Genomic DNA, 21013 nt, shown 5'->3' on the forward strand with positions numbered 1-21013 from the left:
TCGCGGTGTCCGGTGCACCGCCGACGTCCCGCGGCGATGGCCGGGCAGAGCGGTGACCTGCCCGAGCGCCTTCCACAGTAGTGGCCGATCCGCGTCGTCCCGCCGATGTGCGCGTGTCGCGGGTCGGTGTCGGCGATCTCGCACGTCCCGGTTCCTCCGAGCGGGTGACGGCGGGCGGCCCGCCGGGGCCGTGCGGTGGCCGCGTGCGGTACCGCGGCGCGCGGGGGCTGTCCGTGTGGGCGTGGCACGCTAGCGTGCGGCTGTGCACCCGACGTACGACCTGTCGACGATCGACGGGGTCGACCACGAGGTCGAGGTCCGTCGCTCGCGCAGGCGCGTGCGGACCGTGACGGCCTGGCGTGAGGACGGCCGGACGGTCGTGGCCATCCCCGCGCGGTTCACGCGCGCCCAGGAGGCGGAGTGGGTGCGTCGGATGCTCCTGCGCCTCGCGACGCAGGAGCGACGCCGCCGGCCGTCGGACGACGAGCTCGTCTCGCGCGCCGCGGAGCTGTCCGCACGGTACCTGCAGGGCAGGGCGGTGCCGACGAGCGTGCGGTGGTCGTCGAACCAGGGGCGCCGTTGGGGGTCCTGCACGCCGTCGGACGGCTCGATCCGGATCTCCGACCGGGTGCGCGGGATGCCCCGCTGGGTGCTCGACTACGTGCTGCTGCACGAGCTGACGCACCTGCTGCACCCGGGGCACGGACCGGAGTTCTGGGCCGAGCTCGACGCCTACCCCCGCACCCAGCGTGCGCGGGGCTTCCTCGAGGGCTACTCCTACCGCGAGGAGCGCGGCCCGCAGGACCCGGCGCCCGACGACGACGACGTCGAGGACACCGAGGACACCGAGGACGCCGAGGACGTCGAGGACGTCGAGGACACCGAGGACGCCGAGCGGGTCGAGGCGCACGTGGGCGCGCTCGAGGGCGCGGCTGCGGACCGCCCGCCCCCGGCCGACGGTACGGACCGAGACGGTACGGACTGACCGGGTCAGGGGGTCGAGGGGTCCTGCGGGGGCTCCTCGCCGAGGATCTCGGCCAGCGCCTTGTCGAGGTCGGCGGACTCGTCGGCCGCGGCGCTGCGGCGGCGGGCGTAGCCGGCGGGGTCGTCGAGGTCCTCGGCGGTCGGCATGAGGTCCGGGTGGTCCCACACGGCGTCGCGCGCCGCGGGGTCGCCCTCGGTGCGCTCGATGTGCGCCCACAGGGCCGCGGCCTCGCGCAGCCGGCGGGGCCGCAGCTCGAGCCCGACGAGCGTGGCGAACGTCTGCTCGGCGGGTCCGCCCGCGGCGCGGCGACGGCGGATCATCTCGCGCAGCGCGACCGAGTGCGGCAGGTGGGCGAGCGCGGCGGCCGCGCTCACCTCGTCGACCCAGCCCTCGACGAGCGCGAGCGCGGTCTCCAGCCGCTCGAGCGCGGCCCGCTGCGCGGGGGTCGTCTGCGGCGCGAACACGCCGCTCGACAGCGCGCTCTGCAGGGCCTCGGCGTCGGTCGGGTCGATCGAGCCGACCGCCTGCTCGAGCTGCTCGACGTCGATCGTGATCTCGCGCGCGTACGTCTCGACGAGCGCGAGCAGGTGCGCGCGCAGCCACGGCACGTGCGTGAACAGCCGCGTCGCGGCGGCCTCGCGGAGCGCCAGGAACAGCCGCACCTCGTCGACGGGCGCATCGAGGCCCTCGGCGAACGCGTCGACGTTGGACGCCACCAGCACCGGTGCGGGCACCTCGAGCAGTGGGAGGCCGATGTCGGTCGTGCCGAACACGTCGCGTGCGAGCGTGCCGGCGGCCTGGCCGACCTGCAGCCCGAACACCGCGGAGCCGAGCCGCCGCAGGAGCTGACCGGGCGCGAGGCCGCCGGGCAGCGCACCGCCGGGCAGCCCGAGCGCGCGCATCTGCTCGTCGAGGTCGTCGCCCGCCCCGAGCTCGGGCAGCTCCCCGCCGAGAGCGTCGACGAGCGCGGTCGACAGCGACGACGCGACGGGCTCGGTGAGCGTGCGCCACGTGGGGAGCGTCGCCTCGACCCACTCGGCGCGGCTCCAGGCACGGCCGGGCGTGGTCGCGGGGGGCAGGTCGGTCGCGGCGTCGAGCCACAGCTCGGCGACCGTCAGCGCGTCGAGCACCTGACGCGTGCGAGCGGGCGTGAGCGACGGGTCACCGCCCACGGACGCCTGCTGCCGCGCCAGGTCGTGAGCCATCTGCCAGTTGACCGGCTCGTCGCCGCCGCTCGCGAACAGGCTCTGCACCTGCGCGAGGACCTGCTGCATCGCGGCGGGGTCGGTGGGCAGCGTGCCCGCCGCGCCGAGCGCCTCCGGGTCGATCCCGCGCGCCCGCATCTCGGCGATCGCCTCGTCGGCCCGGTCGCCCAGGAGCGCGCGCAGCATCTGCTCCCACGGCGGCTGCGTCGGTTCGGGCGTCGGTTCGGGCGTCGGGTCGCTGTGGTCCGGGCTCACGTGCGCCTCCTGGGAGGATGACTGCGGGGACACCGCCGACGGGCACCGGGACGGCGGGGTCGGGCGGGCCGGGTCGGGACGATTCGGTCGCGGTCTGGCCGGGCTGGCCCCACGGTAACCACGTGACCGAGGAGTTCGTCGATGGCGGGTCGAGAGGTTCGCTCAGGGCGCAGCGCGCCGGACGTCGTCGTCGTGGGCACGGGACCCGTCGCGGCCGGCGTGCTCGCCGCGTGGGGAGCGCGGGCCCGCGCGGTCGACGAGGTGCCGACGGCCGCGCCCGCGTCGGCACTCACGGGCGCGCGTGTCGTCGTGCTCGTCGCGCACCCGGGCGACCTCGCGTCCGTGGCCGGGCGCCGGGGGCCGCAGGGGCACGCCCCCGCGGTCGCGCACGCGCAGCGCACGTTCGCGGCGGCGCGCGAGGTGCGGGCCGAGCACGTCGTCGTCGTGACGTCGGCGCTCGTGCACGGCGCCCACCCCGACCGGCCGGTCCTGCACGACGACGAGCCCGTGCTCACCGGTGCGCGCGCCGTCCCGGACGGGCTGGTCGGTCACCTGCTCGCGGTCGAGGCGGTCGTCGCGCGCGCGGCCCGCCGCCGCTCGCCGCGCGTGACGGTGCTGCGGCCCGCCGCGATGGTCGGACGCGGCACCGACACGTTCGTGACGCGGCACTTCGAGGCGCCGCGCCTGCTCGTCGTGCGGGGCGTGGAGCGGCCGTGGCAGCTCGTGCACGTCGACGACGTGGGCGCCGCGACGGTGTTCGCGGTCGAGCACGCGCTGACCGGTGCGCTGACCGTCGGGCCGCCGGACATGCTGACGCCCGAGCAGGTCAGCGCCGCGGCCGGGATGCGGACGGTCGCGCTCGCGCCCGCGACGGCGTTCGGCACGGCCGAGCGGCTGCACCGCGTGGGCGTCCTGCCGGCGCCGGCGGCCGAGCTCGCGTACGTGGTCTACCCGTGGACGGTGGCGGCGGACCGGCTCACGGCGGCGGGGTTCACGCCGCGGTACTCGAGCGCCGAGGCCCTCGACGTGCTGCTCGAGGGCGTGCGCGGGCGCCTCGCGCTCGGCGGGCGCCGCGTCGAGCGGCGCGACGCGGCCGCGCTCGGCGCGGCGGGCGCCGCGGTCGCGCTGCTGGGCACCGCGGCCATCTGGCGGCAGGCGCGGCGTCGCGGCTGACCGCCCGCGTGTCGCACACACCCGCGTGCGGCATGATGCCGACGTGCCCGACGAGAACGTCACCCCGCCCGCACCCGCGTCGGCCGACGACGCGCTCGGCGCGCCCGCGCCCGTCGTCGCCGAACGGCCCAGCCGCCGCGCGATCACGCTGTCGGTGTCGATGCTCGCCACCGCGGTGCTGCTCGCGGCGGTCGCCGTGCTGCCCGCGCCGTACTCGGTGACCAGCCCGGGCCCGACCGAGGACGTGCTGGGCAAGGTCGACGACAAGCCGCTGATCACGATCGAGGGAGCGCCGACGTACGACTCGACGGGCGAGCTGCGCCTCACGACGGTGTCCGCGACCGGAGGGCCCGGGTACCCGTCGAGCACGCTGCGCGTGCTGCGCGGGTGGTTCTCGCCGTGGTCGGTCGTGCAGCCGCGCGAGATCCAGTTCCCCGACGCGGACGAGTCGCAGGAGGACATCGACCGCGAGAACACCGCGCAGATGGTGTCCTCGCAGGAGAACGCGGCCGTGGCGGCGCTCTCCGAACTCGGCCGCCCGGTGCCCGCGACGCTCGTCGTCGCGGACACCGTCGAGGACACCGGTGCGGACGGCGTGTTCGAGGACGGCGACATCATCACCGCGATCGACGGCACGCCGCTGCCGGACTACCAGAGCCTCGTCACGACGATGGCCGCGGTGAAGCCGGGTGCGGACGTCACGGTCACGGTGCGCCGCCAGGGCGAGGAGGTCGACCTCACGGTCGAGACCACCGCGGGCGACGACGGTCGCGCGCAGTTGGGCGTGTACATCGACCCGGACTTCGACATGCCGGTCGACGTGACCATCGACGCGGGCCGGATCGGCGGCCCGAGCGCGGGGACCATGTTCGCGCTCGGGATCATCGACCTGCTCACGCCGCAGGACGAGGCGAACGGCCAGGTGGTCGCGGGCACGGGGACGATCGACGTGGTCGGTCGGGTCGGCGCGATCGGCGGCATCCGCCAGAAGCTCGCGGGTGCGCACCGTGACGGTGCCCGGTGGTTCCTCGCGCCCGAGGCGAACTGCGCAGAGGTCGTCGGGCACGTGCCCGACGGGCTGCGCGTGGTGCGCGTCGCGACGCTGCACGAGGCGTACACGGACCTCGTCGCGATCGGCAAGGGCGAGGGTGACGCGCTGCCCACGTGCACGGGGGAGCCCGAGGGGTCCTGACGGGGCGGACGCGGGACCGGCGGCGGGGCGAGGCTCAGGCGAGCGTCGCGCGCAGCGCCTCCAGCAGACCCGGGACCACGTCGGCACCCTGGCCCACCTGGTCGTCGCTGTCGTGCGCGCGCTGCCGCACGGCGCACCACGTCGGGCCCTCGCGCAGCACACCCACGGCGAGGCGCACGTCCTCGCGGTCGGGGTGGGCGAGCAGCCACGCGAGCGCCTCGTCGGGGTCGGCGGGCATCTGCGCCTCGGCGGCGGGCGGCAGCACGACGCGCTCGGCGGTCACGGCGACGCCGTCGACCGTCTGCGGCCACGACAGCCCCGCGAGGAGCGTCTCGAGGTCCGGTGCGTCGGGCAGGCCCTCCTGCTCGATCGACGTCAGGTGCCACGGCTCGGCCTGCGCGGCGGCGAGCGTCTGCGGCGTGAGCTGTGCGGCGAGCGAGGGCTCCGCGGCGAGCGCCGCCTGCGTGCGGACCAGGGCGAACACCCGCACGGGGGCGTCCCAGCCGGCGGCGGCGACGTGGTGCTCGATCTCGCGCACGGCGTCGGCGAGCGCGCGCGTCGCGGCGTCTGAGGCGGGCGTGGCGGCGGGCGTGGCGGCGGGCGGCGTCGTGCTGGGGTTCACCGGGCCATCGTCGCACCGTGCGCCGCCGCGGCGGGACCTGACACCTCGGACCGGGCGTGTGGGAACCTGGGCCCGTCCGCCCGCGTTGGGCTGGGCGAGTACACGACACCGAGACGACGAGGACCGCACCGACGTGAGCTTCGCCAGCACACCCCGCAACCCGAGCGCCGGCCGACCAGCCGGCCGTCCGAGCGAGAGGCGGCGCGGTGCGCTCGTCCCGACGCTGATCGTGCTCGGCGCGATCGTCGTGCTCGTCCTGATCCTCGCCCAGGTGTGGACCGAGTGGCTGTGGTTCGACCAGCTCGGGTTCATCGAGGTGCTGCGCACCGAGTGGGGCACGCGCGCCGTGCTGTTCGTCGTCGGCTTCCTGGCGATGGCCGTCGCGGTGGGGCTGACGATGCGGTACGCGTACCGCTCCCGGCCCGTGTACGCGCCGTCGACGCCCGAGCAGGCGAGCCTCGACCAGTACCGCGAGGCCATCGAGCCGCTGCGCCGGCTCGTCATGATCGTGGCCCCCGCGCTGCTCGGACTGTTCGCCGGTGCCGCCGTGTCGCAGCGCTGGGACACGGTCCAGCTCTGGATGCACGCGCAGCACGTCGGGACGGCCGACCCCCAGTACGGCATCGACCTGGGCTTCTACCTGTTCGTGCTGCCCGGCATCCGGTTCGTCGTGTCGTTCCTCATCGCGGTCACGGTGCTCTCGGGCGTCGCGGCGCTCGCGACCCAGTACCTGTACGGCGGCCTACGCATCGGCGGCAGCAACGACATGCCGCGCACCACGCGGGCCGCGCGCATCCAGCTGTCGGTGATCGCCGCGGTGCTCATGCTGCTCGTCGCCGCCAACTACTGGCTGGACCGCTACTCGATCCTCACCAAGACCGCGGAGAAGTTCGACGGCGCCGCGTACACGGACGTGCACGCGGTGATCCCGTCCAAGGCGATCCTCGCGGGCATCGCGGTGTTCGTCGCGGTCACGTTCGTCGTGACGGCGGTGCGCGGCAACTGGCGCATGCCGCTGATCGGCGTGGGGCTGATGGTGGTCGCGGCGATCGCCGTCGGCGGCATCTACCCGGCCGTCGTGCAGCGCTTCCAGGTGCAGCCGAACCAGCAGGACGCCGAGGCGGAGTACATCAAGCGCAACATCGAGGCGACGCGCGACGCGTACGGCATCGAGGACGTCGACGTGAAGGAGTACGACGCCAAGGTCACGGCGGAGCCGCAGGCGCTGCGCGACGACGCGGAGACCGCGGCGTCGATCCGTCTGCTCGACCCGCAGGTCGTCAGCCCGTCGTTCAAGCAGCTGCAGCAGGTCACGACGTTCTACAGCTTCCCCGACACGCTCTCGGTCGACCGGTACGAGATCGACGGCGAGAGCCAGGACACCGTGATCGCCGCGCGCGAGCTCAACCTCAGCGGTCTCGAGGCGTCGCAGCGCAACTGGACCAACGACGTCACGGTCTACACGCACGGCTACGGCGTGGTCGCCGCGGCGGGCAACCGGACCGCGGCACGCGGCGCCCCGTCGTTCCTCGAGAGCGGCATCCCGTCGAAGGGCGTGCTGGGCGAGTACGAGCCGCGCATCTACTTCAGCCCGGGCTCGCCGCAGTACTCGATCGTCGGCGGCCCCGAGGGTTCGGACTGGGAGCTCGACCGTCCGACGAACGACGGCGGCGGCTCGGTCAACACGCGCTTCCCGACGCAGGACGTCTCGGCGGGGCCGAGCGTCGGCAACGCGTGGAACAAGCTGCTGTACGCCGTGAAGTTCGGCTCGGAGCAGATCCTGTTCTCGGACCGCGTGAACGAGCAGTCGCAGATCCTGTACGACCGCAGCCCGCGTGACCGGGTCGAGAAGGTCGCGCCGTACCTGACGCTCGACGGGCGCGTGTACCCGGCCGTGGTCGACGGGCGTGTGGTGTGGATCGTCGACGGCTACACGACGAGCAGCCAGTACCCGTACGCCGCGCAGGTCACGCTCGACGACGCGACGGTCGACTCGCTCACGCAGTCGTCGCAGACCGTCCAGGCGCTGCAGCCGAAGACCGCGAACTACATCCGCAACTCGGTCAAGGCGACGGTCGACGCGTACGACGGCACGGTGACGCTGTACGCGTGGGACGACGAGGACCCGATCCTGCGGGCGTGGCAGGAGATCTTCCCGACCTCGCTGCAGCCGCTCAGCGAGATCGAGGGCGAGCTCATGGCGCACCTGCGCTACCCCGAGGACCTGTTCAAGGTGCAGCGTGAGCTGCTCGCCCGCTACCACGTGAGCGACCCGAAGCAGTTCTTCACCGGCACGGACTTCTGGGCCGTCCCGGACGACCCGAACACCGCGGGCAACGTCGCGCAGCCGCCGTACTACATGACGCTGCGGATGCCCGAGGAGAAGAGCGCGAGCTTCTCGCTCACGTCCACGTTCATCCCGTTCGGTCAGCAGGCCCGCAACGTGATGCGCGGGTACATCGCGGTCGACGCGGACGCGGGGTCGCAGGACGGCACGAAGGCGCCCGGGTACGGCAAGATCCGGCTGCTGGAGCTGCCGCGGGACGGCTCGGTGCCGGGCCCCGGCCAGGTGAACAACAACATGACGACCGACTCGAAGGTCGCCGAGGAGTTCACGCTGCTGGGTCGTGGCGGCGCGAACATCGTGCGCGCCAACCTGCTCGCGCTCCCGGTGGGCGACGGGATGCTCTACGTCCAGCCGGTGTACCTCCAGGCCGAGAAGGGGACGACGTTCCCGCTGCTGCAGCGCGTGATCGTCGCGTTCGGCGACGAGGTGGCGATCTCCGAGACGCTCGACGGCGCGCTCAACGACGTGTTCGACGGGGACTCGGGGGTCGAGACCGACCCCGGCGCCCCGCCGGCCGGCGAGAACCCGGGGACGGGTGGTGAGACGCCCGAGGAGCCGACCACGCCGCAGGAGCCCGGCGACGCCGACGCCGAGGCGCGCGCGGACCTGGCGGACGCGCTCGAGCGGGCGCGGGTCGCGATCCAGGAGGGTCAGGCGGCTCTCGCCGAGGGCGACTTCGCGGCGTACGGCGAGTCGCAGGACGCGCTCGACCAGGCGATCGCGGACGCGCTCGACGCCGAGGCGAGGCTCGAGGGCGGCACCGCGGTGACGCCGACGCAGTCGGCGACGCCGGCGCCGACGGCCACGGCCGGCAGCTGACGGCCGACCCGACGAACGAGGGGGTCCGTGCCCGGGTGGGCGCGGGCCCCCTCGTCGGTCTCCGAGGAACCGGGGCGCCGCGGTCCAGATCCTTATTGGGAACTGCTATCGTTATCGCTGGCCGCACGGTGCGGCACCGTGAAAGGGGTCCTCGATGCGTGCCCGCGCCGCCACCTCGCTCGCCCGCCGGGGGGCGGGCGCCCTCGTCCTCACCCTCGCTCTCGCCGCCTGCTCGTCGGACGACGGGCCCGGCGCCGGGTCCGACGAGGCCACGCTGTCGGTCGTCGCGTCGACCAACGTCTGGGGCGACGTCGTGCGTCAGGTCGGCGGCGACCTCGTCGAGGTCACGTCGGTCGTCGACGACCCGTCCGTCGACCCGCACTCGTTCGAGGCGAACGCGCGCGTCGAGCTCGCGATGTCGCGCGCCGACCTGGTCATCGTCAACGGCGGCGGCTACGACGACTTCGCGTCGCAGCTGCTGGAGGCGCTCGACCAGGCGCCGCCGGTCGTCGTCGCGGTCGACTCCCACGCGGCCGAGGACACGCACGCCGAGGACACGCACGCCGAGGACGGCCACGCGCACGGCGAGGGCAACGAGCACGTCTGGTACGACCCGCCGACGGTCGAGGCGGTCGCCCTGGACGTCGCGGACGAGCTAGCGGCGCTCGCACCCGAGCACGCGGCGCAGCTGCGGGCCAACGCGGACGCCTTCGTCGGGCGGCTCGCCGAGCTCGAGCAGCGGGCCGCGCGGCTCGCCGAGGAGCACGGCGGTGCCGAGGTGCTCGCGACCGAGCCGGTCCCGCTGTTCCTCGTCGAGGCGGCGGGGCTCGTGGACCGCACGCCCCCGCCGTTCTCGGCGGCGGTCGAGGAGGAGACCGACGTCCCGCCGGCCGCGATGAGCGAGATGCTCGACCTCGTGTCGTCGCCCCAGGTGGCGTTCCTCGTGTACAACGAGCAGACGACGGGTCCGCAGACGGACCAGGTGCTCGAGGCGGCGCAGGCCGCGGGGCTCCCCGTCGTGGACGTGACCGAGACGCTGCCGGAGGGCGAGGACTACGTGTCGTGGATGGCGGGGAACCTGGACGCGTTCGCCCAGGCGCTCGCGTGAGCGCACCGGCGGCGCCGCTCGAGCTCGCGGGGGCGCGGCTGGCCTACGGGCCGCGCGTCGTGTGGTCGGACCTCGACCTCGTCGTGCGACCGGGGGAGTTCCTCACCGTGCTGGGCCCCAACGGGTCGGGCAAGACGAGCCTGCTGCGCGCGATCCTGGGGCTCGCGCCGCTCGACGGTGGGCGCCTGAGCATCCTGGGTCGCCCGCCGCGCCGCGGGAGCCGCGCGGTCGGGTACATCCCGCAGCAGCGGCTGATCGACCCGGCGACGCCCGTGCGTGCGCGGGACCTGGTGCGGCTCGGCCTCGACGGCGACCGGTGGGGTGTCGGCGGGCGCCGCACGCGTGCGCGGGTGGACGAGCTGCTCGCGGCGGTCGGGGCGACGTCGTACGCGGACGTCCCGCTCGGCATGCTCTCGGGCGGTGAGCAGCAACGCGTGCGCATCGCGCAGGCGCTCGGCACGGAGCCCGGGCTGCTGCTGTGCGACGAGCCGCTCCTGTCGCTGGACCTGCGCCACCAGCACGAGGTCACCGCGCTGATCGACGCCATGCGCCGCGAGCGGGGCACGGCCGTGGTGTTCGTGACCCACGAGATCAACCCCGTGCTCCCGTACACGGACCGCGTCCTGTACCTGGGACCCGCCGGGCACGCGATCGGCGCGCCCGACGAGGTCCTCACCTCGAGCCGGCTCACCGCGCTGTACGGCACGCCCGTCGACGTCCTGCGCTCGCACGGGCGCGTCGTCATCGTCGGCGGCGACGACGAGCACCACCACGTCGAGGAGGCCGAGGCATGAGCGTGCTCGCGACGAGCGCCCTGACGAGCGCTGCGGCCGCCGGGGTGCGGGCGGAGGTCGCCGACGACTGGTGGCGGCGGGTGTTCGACTTCAGCGACTACGGCGCGCTGCTCGGCCTGGTGCACAACTCGTTGATCGCGGCCGCGGTGCTCGGGCTCGTCGGCGGTCTCGTCGGGGTGTTCGTCATGCAGCGCGACCTCGCGTTCGCGGTGCACGGGATCAGCGAGCTGTCGTTCGCGGGCGCGGCCGCGGCGCTGCTGCTGTCGATCGACGTCATGCTCGGCGCGGTGCTCGGCTCGGTCGTCGCGGCGGTCGTGATCGGTCTGCTGGGCACGCGTGCGCGCGACCGGAACTCGATCATCGGCGTGCTCATGCCGTTCGGGCTGGGCCTCGGCGTGCTCTTCCTCGCGCTCTACCCGGGCCGTGCCGCGAACAAGTTCGGGCTGCTCACGGGGCAGGTCGTGGCGGTGGACTCGACCCGGCTGTCGGTGTTCCTGGTGGTCGCCGCGCTCGTCGTCGCGGGCCTGCTCGCGATGTGGCGCCCGCTGACGTTCGCCAGCGTGGACCCGGACGTGGCGGCCGCGCGCGGTGTGCCGACGCGCGCCCTGGGTCTGGCGTTCATGCTCCTGCTCGGGCTGGCGGTCGCGCTCGCGGTGCAGGTGGTCGGCGCGCTGCTCGTGCTGTCCCTGCTGATCACGCCCGCCGCGGCCGCGACGCGCGTGTCGGCGTCGCCCGTGGTGGTGCCCCTGCTGTCGGTCGGGTTCGCGATGACCAGCGCGGTCGGCGGGATCCTGCTCGCGCTCGGCGGCTCGGTGCCGATCAGCCCGTACGTCACGACGATCTCGTTCGTCATCTACGTCGTGTGCCGGCTCGTCGGACGCGCGCGCACGCGGCGCGGCTGGGCGCGCAGGACGCAGGCCGTCGCGGCCTGAACGGCCGCGTCCCTCGTCGGCCCCGTCAGGAGGTCGCGAGCTCCTCGGCGCACGTCGCGCACGTGCCGAACAGCTCGAGCGTGTGCGACACGTCCACGAAGCCCGTCTCGTCGGACAGCGAGGCGACGAGCGTCTCGAACGCGGCGGCCTGCACCTCGACGGTGCGCCCGCAGCTGCGGCACACGAGGTGGTGGTGGTGCCCCTGCCGCTCGCACCGGCGGTACAGCGTCTCGCCGGTCGCGGTGCGCAGCACGTCGAACTCGCCGCTCGCGGCCATCGCCCCGAGCGTGCGGTACACCGTCGCCAGGCCGATGTCCTCGCCCCGCTGCGCGAGGAGCTGGTGGATCTGCTGCGCGCTGCGGAAGTCTGCGAGCTCGTCCATGAGCTGGCCGATCGCGCGTCGCTGGCGCGTCGTGCGCTGACCGATCACGTGCACCTCCCGGGGGTCGCCCGAGTCTACGTGGCGCGGCCGTGCCGGACGGCGTCAGCCCCGCGACGTGCCACCCGCGCCGACCGCCTCGACGAGCGCCTCGCCGAACGCCGGCAGGTCGTCGGGCGTCCGGCTGGACACGAGCGGCCCGTCCACGACGACCTGCTCGTCCACCCACTGCGCGCCCGCGTTCGTCAGGTCGGTGCGCAGCGACGGGTAGCTCGTCATGCGCCGCCCGCGGACCGCGTCCGCCTCGACGAGGACCCACGCGCCGTGGCAGATCACGCCCACGGGCTTGCCCGCGTCGACGAACTCGCGCACGAACCGGACGGCGTCCTGCGACATCCGCAGGTCGTCCGCGTTGACCACGCCGCCCGGCAGCACGAGCGCGTCGAAGTCGGCGGCGTCGGCGGTGGCGACCGGGAGGTCGACGTTCTGCTCGTACCCGTTCTTCCCGACGACCGTGACGTCCGTGGGCGACACGAGCGACGCGCGCGCTCCGGCGTCCGTCAGGGCCGCCCACGGGTGGGTGAGCTCGCTGTCCTCGAAGCCGTCGGTGAGCAGGAAGGCGACGGTGCGGTCGTCGAGCGACATGGGGTCCTCCTCGTGGTCGGTCCGGTCAGGCTAGGCACGCCCCGTCCGGGTCGGCACGTCGAGAGGCGACGCCGCGCGCCACATGCACCCGTCGCGCGCGGTGTGCGCCCGCCGCGCGCGACGTCGCGCCCCGTGCCACGGTGGCGCCATGACGAGCGCGGTGGGGTCGATGTGGGCGTGGGACAACCCGGTGCCGCAGCAGGACGACGCGCGTGGGCGTGGGTACACGCCGGCCGCACCGGCCCCGCTCGCGGCGTTCGCGGCCACGCGCGGGCTGGGGCGCGTGCACCTCGCGGCCCCGTGGGCGGCCGACGAGGGGCCCGTCGGGGAGTGGTTCGGCGACGCGGCGCGCGCGCTGCGCGCCGCGGGGGTCGCCGTGGGTGCGCTCGGCGGCGACCCGGGCTGGCTCGACCAACCCGCGCTCGCCGCGACGTGGGCCGACGCCGCGCTGCGCTCGGCGGGCGGCGCGCTCGACGCGGTGCAGCTCGACGTCGAGCCGTGGACCCTGCCCGCGTGGCGGACGGACCCGGCCCCGGGCGCGCGGGCGTGGCTCGCCGTGCTCGACGCGACGCGCGCGGCCGTGGACGTCCCGCTCGGGGCGGACGCGCCGTGGTGGCTCACGACCGTGCCCGCTCCGGACGAGCCGGGCACGCTGCTCGACGCGGTCCTGCGGCGGGTCGAGCGCGTGGTGGTCGTCGCGTTCGCGGACCACGCGGAGGGCGCCGACGGGATCGTCGCGCTCGCGCGGCCGGCCGTCGCCGCGGCACAGGCGGCGGGCGTCGCGTGGAGCGTGGGGGTGGAGACGGACACGCCCGAGGTCGCCGGGGGAGCGCAGTTCACGTTCGTCGACGAGGGTGCGGCGGTGCTCGAGCGTGAGGCGGCGCTCGTGGCGTCGGCGTTCGACGCGCCGGGCTGCGTGTGCGTGGAGCACCACCGCGCGTGGCGGCGACTGCTCGGGCTCGACACCGCGCTCCAGGACTGACCCGGCGCCGATCCGGTGTCGGCTCGGAGCTGACGCCTCGTCGTCCACAACCGGGTGCAGGGACCTCGTCGTCCCGTCGCGTGCGTCCTACGGTGGACGCAGGGACCGGGACATCGGCGTCCCGGGGGCGGAGGGAAGGCTCATGACCGCGGGTGAGCTCTGCACGGCTCGGTCGGGCGACGGGACGACGATCGCGTACGAGCGTTCGGGCGGCGGCCCGCCGCTCGTGATGGTCGGGGGCGCGTTCACCACGCGTGAGGTGTTCCGCCCGCTGGCCGAGCTCCTCGGGGACGTGTTCACGACCGTGCTCGTGGACCGGCGGGGCCGGGGGGACAGCGGCGACGCGATCGTCCCGCACGAGGCGTTCTCCTACACGGTCGACCGCGAGGTGGAGGACCTCGAGGCGGTGGTCGCGGCCGAGGGCGGCCGCGCTGCGGTGCTGGGCTTCTCGTCGGGCGCGAACCTCGCGCTGCACGCGGCGGCGGCCGGCCTGCCCGTCTCGGCTCTCGTGCTGTACGAGGCGCCGTTCTCGCTCGCGGGCCTGCCCGCCGCGGCGCCGGACGTGCCGCGCCGGCTCGCCGGTCTCGTCGCGGAGGGACACCTGGGCGACGCCGTCGCCACCATGCAGCGCGAGGTCATCGGCCTGCCGTCGGCGATGGTCGAGCAGGCGCGACGGTCACCGGGCTGGCATGCCCTCGAGGAGCTCGCGCAGACGTGCGTGTACGACGCGACGATCACGGCCGCCCCGAACGTCCCGACCCCCGCGATGCGTGCGCTCGCGGTCCCGACCCTCGTGGTCTGCGGTGCGCAGACGTGGCCGACGCTGCGCGCGGCGGGCGCGGCGCTCGCGGGCGAGCTGGCGGCCGCCCGGTACGTCGAGGTCCCGGGCGGTGCGGGGCACGAGATCGCCGCCGAGGCCACCGCAGCGCTCCTGCGCGCCGAGCTCGCCCACGGGTGACGAGCGGGGCTGCCGCGTTCGCCTGAGACGCGACGAGGGCGGGACCGCGTGGTCCCGCCCTCGTCGCGTCCTGGTCGCCCGCTGGGAGCGCCCAGGCCTGCTCGGCTGCCGTCAGAAGGCGTCCTTGACGTCCTTCGCGGCGTCCTTCAGGTGGTCACCGGCCTGCTTGACGCCGGCCTCGGCCTGCTCGGCGCGGCCCTCACGCTCGGTGTCCTCGTCGCCCGTGGCCTTGCCGAGGCCCTCCTTGGCCTTGCCCGCGAGCTCTTCGCCCTGGTGCTTGATCTTGTCGTCGAGACCCATCGCGTCGTCCTTCCTCGTGGTTGTCTCGAACGTAACCGCTCGCCGCGTGGGGCGCGCGGCGAGCGTCAGACGTCGCGCTCGTCGGGCTCGGTGGCGGACCGCTCGACGAGGTAGGTGCGTCCGTTGGCGTCCTGCACCCGCACGAGGGTGCTGCGCAGCTCCTGCTCGCGGGCGTGCTCCTGCTCGGTCGTCGGGCGTGCGGGCTCGCGGCTGTCGCCGACCTGCGCGGGGCCGAGGAGGTGACGCGCGAGCCAGTCGGTCAACGCGCGACCGGTGCGCGGCGAGCGGGACATGCGGTGCCTCCTGGCGACGGTGATAAGTGCCCTCACTATAAGTGCCCTCACGATCGACCTAGGATGACGCGCGTGACCGACGACCCTCTCGCGCTCGAGGCGCAGGTGTGCCTCGCGCTGTCCGCCGCCGCCCGTGCGCTCGTCGGGACCTACCGCACGCTGCTCGAGCCGCTCGGCCTGACGCACCCGCAGTACCTCGCGATGCTCGCGCTGTGGCAGCACGGGCCGATGTCGCTCGCGGGGCTCGCCGGGCGTCTGCACCTCGAGCCGGCCACCGCGTCGCCGCTCGTGCGCCGGCTCGAGGACCGTGGGCTCGTCGCGCGCCGGACGGACGAGCGGGACGAGCGCGCGCTGCTCATCGAGCTCACCGACGCGGGTGCCGCGATGCGCGCGCAGGCCGTCGGCGTGCCCGCCGCGATGCTCGACCGGCTGGGGATCGACGTCGACGAGGCCGCGCGGGTGCGGGACGCCGCGCTGCGCATGCTCGACGCGTGCGAGCGGGCGGTCTGAGCGCGCCGTCCGAGCGTGCGTCCGTCGCGTGACGTGCCTGGTTGCGCCGATGTCGGCGAAAGTGACAAACTCGCATGGCAAACGTTTGCAGCAGAGAGTCGGACGACGAGGTCCGGCCGCGACCGGAAGGAACCGCGGTGACGCGCCCCGCCCTGACCCTCGACCCCGACCGGGCGCTGCCGGCCGAGCCCACCGTCCGGGCCATCGCGCGCGAGCTGCTCGCCGGCACCCAGGACCTGCCGCTCGTCTCGATGCACGGCCACGTCGACGTGGACCTGCTCCTGGCCGACGAGCCGTTCCGCGACCCCGCCGAGCTCCTCGTCGTGCCCGACCACTACCTGCTGCGACTGCTCGTCTCGCAGGGCGTGAGCCTCGACGCGCTCGGTGTCCCGCGCCGTGACGGCGGCGCCGTCGAGCGTGACCCGCGCGAGATCTGGCGGCAGGTCGCCTCGCGCTGGCACGTGCTGCGCGGCACGCCGACGCGGTTCTGGCTCGAGCACGAGCTCGTGGACGTGCTCGGCGTGACGGTGCGCCCGTCGGCGCAGACTGCCGACGAGACCTACGACCAGATGGCCGAGGCGCTGGCCAAGCCGCAGACCCGGCCGCGTGCCCTGTTCGAGCGGTTCCAGCTCGAGCTGCTCGCCACGACCGACGACGCGACCGCCCCGCTCGACGCGCACGCCGCGCTCGAGCACGCGGGGCTGCCGGGCCGGGTCGTGCCGACGTTCCGGCCGGACGCGCTGCTCGACGCCGCGGCGCCCGGGTGGGGGCAGCGCGTCGCGCGGCTCGACGAGCTCACCGGGGTGCGCGTGCGCGACGCGCGCACGCTCGTCGAAGCGCTCGCGGTCCGCCGCGGCCACTTCGTCGAGCGCGGTGCGCTCGCGACCGACCACGGCATGCGGACGCTGCGGGCGGAGCGCCTCGACGACCACGAGGCCGACGCGCTCGTCGTCGCCGCGCTGCGTGCCGCCGAGGCCGGGCGCGCGCTCGACGCGCCGCAGGCCGACGCGCTCGCGGGGCACCTGCTGTTCGAGATGGCGCGGACGTCGTGCGAGGACGGCCTCGTCATGCAGCTGCATCCCGGGGTCCTGCGGGGGTACGACACGCAGGTCGACGCGCTGCGCGGACCGGACGTGGGCTACGACATCCCGGTGGCGACCGACTTCGTGCACGGGCTGCGCCCGCTGCTCGAGGCGTTCGGGCACCATCCCCGGTTCCGGCTGGTCGTGTTCACGGTCGACGAGGACGCCTACTCGCGTGAGCTCGCACCGCTCGCGGGCGTGTACCCGGCGATGCGGCTCGGAGCGCCGTGGTGGTTCCTCGACACCCCCGACTCGATGCGGCGGTTCCGCGAGGCCGTGACGGACACCGCGGGCTTCTACAACACGACGGGCTTCGTGGACGACACGCGCGCGTTCTGCTCGATCCCGGCGCGGCACGACCTGGCGCGCCGGGTGGACGCGGGGTTCCTCGCGCGGCTCGTCGCGGAGCACCGGCTGGACCTGGACGAGGCGCACGAGACGGCGGTCGACCTCGCGTACCGGTTGCCGCTCGCGTCGTACCAGCGACCCATCTGACGCGGTTCGCAGGGTGTACACGCCGCACCCCCTGTGGCAACATGCGTGGCAACCGTTAGCCATCCGATTTGCCCCGCACGGTCACGGGACATCGGCGGCACACCGGACGGCGACATCAGGACCTGCCGGCTCACGACGAGGTGAGAGGAGCTTCGCCCCATGGTCAGCGACACCGCAGGCGCGACGAGCGTCGTGGAGCCGCGCGCGCCGCAGAGGTGGCCGGGCGCACGCTCGCGGCCCCCGCGCCTCGACCGACCACCGCGTCGCACGTGGCGCCAGGCGCTCGCCCGCGACTGGCGGCTGTACTCGTTCCTCGTGCTCCCGCTGGTCTTCTTCGCGGTGTTCCGGTACCTGCCGATCCTCGGCAACGTCGTGGCGTTCCGCCGCTTCCGGCCCGGCTCGAGCATCTTCGGCGACGAGTGGGTCGGCCTGTACTACGTGCGGATGTTCATCCAGGACCCCGCGTTCTGGTCCGCGTTCTGGAACACGGTGGTCCTCGGCGGCCTCACGCTCGTCGTGGTCTTCCCGCTGCCGGTCGTCCTCGCGCTCATGCTCAACGAGCTGCGCTCGCGGCGGTTCAAGCGCGCCGTGCAGACGATCAGCTACCTCCCGCACTTCATGTCGGTCGTCATCGTCGCCGGCATGGTCTTCCAGCTCACGGCCGCCAAGGGCACGGTCAACCAGGTCATCACGTCGCTCGGCGGGACGGCTGTCGCGTTCTTCCAGGACCCCGACTGGTTCCGCCCCATCTACCTGACCTCCGAGGTGTGGCAGACCGTCGGGTGGGGGACGATCCTCTACCTCGCGGCGCTCACGACGATCGACGAGCAGCTCTACGAGGCCGCGCGGATCGACGGTGCCAACCGGTGGCGCCAGACGTGGCACATCACGCTGCCCGGCATCCGGCCGACGATGATCGTGCTGCTCATCCTCAACATCGGCTCGTTCATGGCGGTCGGCTTCGAGAAGGTCCTGCTGCTGCAGAACCCGGTGATCTACTCGACGGCCGACGTCATCTCGACCTACCTGTACCGCGTCGGCATCGTCTCGAACAGCGTCTCCTACGCGACCGCGATCGGGCTGTTCGAGGCGCTGATCGGCCTGACGCTGATCCTGTCGGCCAACGCGATCTCCAAGCGCACGGTGGGGGCCTCGCTGTGGTGAGCGACGTGACGACGAGGAAGGTCGACCTCGGCCGGCCGCGCGCGCGGGTGCCGCGCGGGGTACGCCCGCGCGACGGGGCGGGCTACACCGCGTTCCGCGTCGCGAACGCGGCGCTGCTGCTCGTGATGTGCGCGCTCGTGCTGTACCCGTTCGTCAACATCGTGGCGCAGGCGTTCAGCTCCGAGGGCTACATCAACTCGGGCCAGGTCAACCTGGTGCCGCGCGGGTTCAACCTCACGACGTTCCAGGTCGTGATGTCGGACGACATGTTCTGGGTCAACTACAAGAACACGGTCGTGTACACGGTCGTCGGCACCGCGATCGCGATGGCCCTCACCACCACGTACGCGTACGCGTTGTCGAAGAAGCACCTCAAGGGCCGCACGTTCTTCATCGGCGTCGCGGTGCTCACGATGTTCTTCAACGGCGGCCTGGTGCCGAACTACGTGCTCATCAACACGCTCGGGTTCAAGGACACCATCTGGGCGATCGTGCTGCCGAACGCGATCAGCGTGTTCAACCTGCTCGTCATGAAGTCGTTCTTCGAGAACTTCCCCGACGAGCTCGAGGAGGCCGCCGCGATCGACGGCATGTCGACGTACGGCATCTTCTTCCGGATCGTGATCCCGCTGTCCAAGGCCGTGCTCGCCACGATGGTGCTGTTCTACGCCGTGGCGTTCTGGAACAGCTGGTTCTCCGCCTACCTGTACATGACGGACCCGCACAACTACCCGGTGACGGTGTACCTGCGCAACCTCATGGCGGGCGTGACGTCGGGGACCACGGTGGCCGGCGGGAGCCTCGACAACACGACCCAGATCGCCTCCAACGTGCAGTCCGTGACGATGCTGCTCACGGTCCTGCCGATCGTGTGCCTCTACCCGTTCATCCAGAGGTACTTCGTGTCGGGCGTGATGCTCGGCGCGGTCAAGCAATGACGAGCGGGCGCACGCCGGGCCGTGAACCCGGCGTGCGCCCTATCGACCCCGTTCGCATTCCCAGCACCGAGCAGGACGACGAAGTTCCACCGGAGAAGGAGAAGGTCATGAGATCGACGAAGAAGAGCGTAGTCGCGTTCGGTTCCGCGGCCGCGCTCGTGCTGACGCTCACCGCGGCGTGCTCGTCGGACGACCCGGAGCCACAGGCGACGGGAGGCGACGAGACCGCGAGCGGCGTCACGATCGACGAGGAGCACAGCGTCGGCGCCATGGCCGACTTCGCCGCCGGCACGCCGTTCGTCGCGACCGAACCCGTGACGTTCTCGCTGCTGTACCGGGACCACCCGAACTACCCGCTCAAGAAGGACTGGCTCTTCTTCTCCGAGCTCAAGGCCAACACCAAGGTGTCGTTCGACATCACGAGCGCCCCGCTGTCCGACTGGGACGCGAAGAAGTCGCTCATCATCTCGGCCGGCGACGCGCCGGACCTGATCCCGGTGACCTACCCGGGCCAGGAGACGCAGTTCGTCGCGGGCGGTGCGCTCCTGCCCATCAGCGACTACGTGCAGTACATGCCGAACTTCCAGCAGAAGGTCGCCGACTGGGGCCTGGAGCAGGCGATCGACAACCTGCGCCAGGTGGACGGCAAGTACTACATGCTCCCGGGCCTGTTCGAGTCGCCGCAGCCGCAGTACTCGATCGTCACGCGCCAGGACCAGTGGGACGCCGCGGGCATCACCGAGGCGCCCGAGACCTGGGACGACTTCAAGGCCGACCTCGCGACCCTGAAGCAGAAGAACCCCGACGCGTGGCCCATGTCCGACCGCTGGTCGACCACCAACAACGTCCCGCTCGGCGCGACGCTGCAGATCGCCTCGCCGAACTTCGGCACGGTCGCCGGGTGGGGCTTCGGCAACGGGCTCTGGTACGACGAGGAGTCGGGCAAGTACCAGTACGCGCCCGCGACCGAGGGCTACAAGCAGCTCGTCGAGTACTTCGCGGGCCTCGTCGCGGACGGTCTGCTCGACCCCGAGTCGATCACGCAGGACGACGACACCGCGATCCAGAAGTTCACGTCCGGCGAGTCGCTGACCATCTCCGGGAACACGCAGGAGATCACCACGTACCGCACGTCCTTCACGGACGCCGGCACCGACGCGACGCTGCGGCTGCTGCGCGTGCCGTCCGGCCCCGCGGGCGACAACGTCTCGGCGGGCAGCCGCACCGGTCCGGGCTTCATGCTGTCGGCCAAGGCGGCCGAGAACCCGAACTTCCTCGCGCTGCTGCAGTTCGTCGACTGGCTGTACTACTCCGACGAGGGCATCGAGTTCGCCAAGTGGGGGGTCGAGGGCACCACGTACACCAAGGACGGCGACACCCGCACGCTCGCCGACGACGTCGACTGGAACGGCCTGAACCCGGGTGCGCCGAAGCTGCTCAACGCCGACTTCGGCTTCAGCAACGGCGTGTTCATGCTGACCAACGGGTCGTCCGACGAGCTCGTCGCGTCCACGTCCTCCGACGAGGTCAAGGAGTTCGTCGAGGAGATGTCGACGAAGACCGAGCTGCCGCTCGCACCCGCCGCGCCGCTCGAGGAGATGGAGCAGGAGCAGGTCAACCTGTGGCAGACGTCGCTCAACGACGCGGTCACGCAGGGCACGGCCGCGTTCATCCTCGGCAAGCGGCCCCTGTCCGAGTGGGACGCGTTCGTCGGCGAGCTCAAGGCGCTGAACATGGACCAGTACGTCGCCACGTTCAACACCGCGCTCGAGCGCGCGCAGGGCTGACGGCCTCCGGTGGCGGTCCGGGTGCGTGCCCGGGCCGCCACCGGCCGC

At 73.5% G+C, this 21013-nt stretch carries 19 protein-coding genes and 1 pseudogene; 14 read left to right on the forward strand and 6 right to left on the reverse strand.

Annotated features, from left to right (window positions below; all coding sequences use genetic code 11):
- Window positions 1-262: 262 nt before the first annotated feature.
- Window positions 263-782: pseudogene (locus CUD01_RS03290) on the forward strand (YgjP-like metallopeptidase domain-containing protein); the annotation flags it as partial.
- A 208-nt stretch (window positions 783-990) separates the two neighbouring features.
- Here CUD01_RS03290 and CUD01_RS03295 read toward each other — a convergent pair.
- Window positions 991-2445, reverse strand: a complete 1455-nt coding sequence (locus CUD01_RS03295; RefSeq protein ID WP_371860749.1) for a zinc-dependent metalloprotease — start codon at window positions 2443-2445, stop codon at window positions 991-993.
- A 141-nt stretch (window positions 2446-2586) separates the two neighbouring features.
- Here CUD01_RS03295 and CUD01_RS03300 point away from each other — a divergent pair, with 141 nt between their 5' ends.
- Window positions 2587-3618 (forward strand): Rossmann-fold NAD(P)-binding domain-containing protein, encoded by a 1032-nt coding sequence (locus CUD01_RS03300; RefSeq protein ID WP_141318688.1) that lies wholly within the window; start codon window positions 2587-2589, stop codon window positions 3616-3618.
- 43 nt (window positions 3619-3661) lie between these two features.
- Window positions 3662-4810, forward strand: a complete 1149-nt coding sequence (locus CUD01_RS03305) for a YlbL family protein (RefSeq protein ID WP_244937636.1) — start codon at window positions 3662-3664, stop codon at window positions 4808-4810.
- A 34-nt stretch (window positions 4811-4844) separates the two neighbouring features.
- Here the strand turns inward: CUD01_RS03305 and CUD01_RS03310 are convergent, their stop codons facing one another.
- Window positions 4845-5432, reverse strand: coding sequence for a PPA1309 family protein (locus CUD01_RS03310; protein ID WP_141318690.1), 588 nt, complete (start codon window positions 5430-5432; stop codon window positions 4845-4847).
- Between the two features lie 133 nt (window positions 5433-5565).
- Here CUD01_RS03310 and CUD01_RS03315 point away from each other — a divergent pair, with 133 nt between their 5' ends.
- From CUD01_RS03315 to CUD01_RS03330, 4 genes are all read left to right on the forward strand, one after another.
- Entirely contained in the window at window positions 5566-8598 is a 3033-nt protein-coding gene (locus tag CUD01_RS03315) for a UPF0182 family membrane protein (protein WP_141318692.1), read from the forward strand.
- Window positions 8599-8752: 154 nt separating this feature from the next.
- A complete protein-coding gene (locus tag CUD01_RS03320) occupies window positions 8753-9706 on the forward strand; it encodes a metal ABC transporter solute-binding protein, Zn/Mn family (RefSeq protein WP_141318694.1) in 954 nt (317 codons plus the stop codon).
- Complete coding sequence (locus CUD01_RS03325; RefSeq protein WP_094180593.1) at window positions 9703-10500, forward strand: metal ABC transporter ATP-binding protein; 798 nt, start codon at window positions 9703-9705, stop codon at window positions 10498-10500. Before CUD01_RS03320 ends, CUD01_RS03325 begins: the two co-directional genes overlap by 4 nt.
- Complete coding sequence (locus CUD01_RS03330; protein WP_243860727.1) at window positions 10497-11432, forward strand: metal ABC transporter permease; 936 nt, start codon at window positions 10497-10499, stop codon at window positions 11430-11432. The genes CUD01_RS03325 and CUD01_RS03330 overlap by 4 nt, the downstream gene beginning before the upstream one ends.
- A 25-nt stretch (window positions 11433-11457) precedes the next feature.
- Here CUD01_RS03330 and CUD01_RS03335 read toward each other — a convergent pair whose 3' ends face one another.
- Both CUD01_RS03335 and CUD01_RS03340 read right to left on the reverse strand, forming a co-directional pair.
- Entirely contained in the window at window positions 11458-11862 is a 405-nt protein-coding gene (locus tag CUD01_RS03335; RefSeq protein WP_280525798.1) for a Fur family transcriptional regulator, read from the reverse strand.
- A gap of 54 nt (window positions 11863-11916) precedes the next feature.
- A complete protein-coding gene (locus CUD01_RS03340; RefSeq protein WP_141318696.1) occupies window positions 11917-12456 on the reverse strand; it encodes a type 1 glutamine amidotransferase domain-containing protein in 540 nt (179 codons plus the stop codon).
- Window positions 12457-12604: 148 nt separating this feature from the next.
- Here CUD01_RS03340 and CUD01_RS03345 point away from each other — a divergent pair, with 148 nt between their 5' ends.
- On the forward strand, window positions 12605-13438 hold the full coding sequence (locus CUD01_RS03345) for a hypothetical protein (RefSeq protein WP_141318698.1): 834 nt from the start codon (window positions 12605-12607) through the stop codon (window positions 13436-13438).
- A gap of 142 nt (window positions 13439-13580) precedes the next feature.
- On the forward strand, window positions 13581-14396 hold the full coding sequence (locus CUD01_RS03350) for an alpha/beta fold hydrolase (protein ID WP_141318700.1): 816 nt from the start codon (window positions 13581-13583) through the stop codon (window positions 14394-14396).
- Window positions 14397-14507: 111 nt separating this feature from the next.
- Here the strand turns inward: CUD01_RS03350 and CUD01_RS03355 are convergent, their stop codons facing one another.
- A complete protein-coding gene (locus tag CUD01_RS03355) occupies window positions 14508-14696 on the reverse strand; it encodes a CsbD family protein (RefSeq protein ID WP_141318701.1) in 189 nt (62 codons plus the stop codon).
- Between the two features lie 65 nt (window positions 14697-14761).
- A complete protein-coding gene (locus tag CUD01_RS03360) occupies window positions 14762-14989 on the reverse strand; it encodes a hypothetical protein (RefSeq protein WP_094180588.1) in 228 nt (75 codons plus the stop codon).
- Window positions 14990-15052: 63 nt separating this feature from the next.
- Here CUD01_RS03360 and CUD01_RS03365 point away from each other — a divergent pair, with 63 nt between their 5' ends.
- The 5 genes from CUD01_RS03365 (at window position 15053) to CUD01_RS03385 (ending at window position 20965) form a co-directional block, all read left to right on the forward strand.
- Window positions 15053-15499, forward strand: coding sequence for a MarR family transcriptional regulator (locus CUD01_RS03365; protein ID WP_094180587.1), 447 nt, complete (start codon window positions 15053-15055; stop codon window positions 15497-15499).
- A 137-nt stretch (window positions 15500-15636) separates the two neighbouring features.
- A complete protein-coding gene (gene uxaC / locus CUD01_RS03370) occupies window positions 15637-17076 on the forward strand; it encodes a glucuronate isomerase (RefSeq protein WP_244937637.1) in 1440 nt (479 codons plus the stop codon).
- Between the two features lie 159 nt (window positions 17077-17235).
- Complete coding sequence (locus CUD01_RS03375; protein WP_141318705.1) at window positions 17236-18240, forward strand: ABC transporter permease; 1005 nt, start codon at window positions 17236-17238, stop codon at window positions 18238-18240.
- 47 nt (window positions 18241-18287) lie between these two features.
- A complete protein-coding gene (locus tag CUD01_RS03380) occupies window positions 18288-19178 on the forward strand; it encodes a carbohydrate ABC transporter permease (RefSeq protein WP_232514770.1) in 891 nt (296 codons plus the stop codon).
- A gap of 107 nt (window positions 19179-19285) precedes the next feature.
- A complete protein-coding gene (locus CUD01_RS03385) occupies window positions 19286-20965 on the forward strand; it encodes an ABC transporter substrate-binding protein (RefSeq protein ID WP_141318707.1) in 1680 nt (559 codons plus the stop codon).
- Window positions 20966-21013: the final 48 nt, after the last annotated feature.

This window comes from Cellulomonas uda, from assembly GCF_006538705.1.
Taxonomy (GTDB): domain Bacteria; phylum Actinomycetota; class Actinomycetes; order Actinomycetales; family Cellulomonadaceae; genus Cellulomonas; species Cellulomonas uda.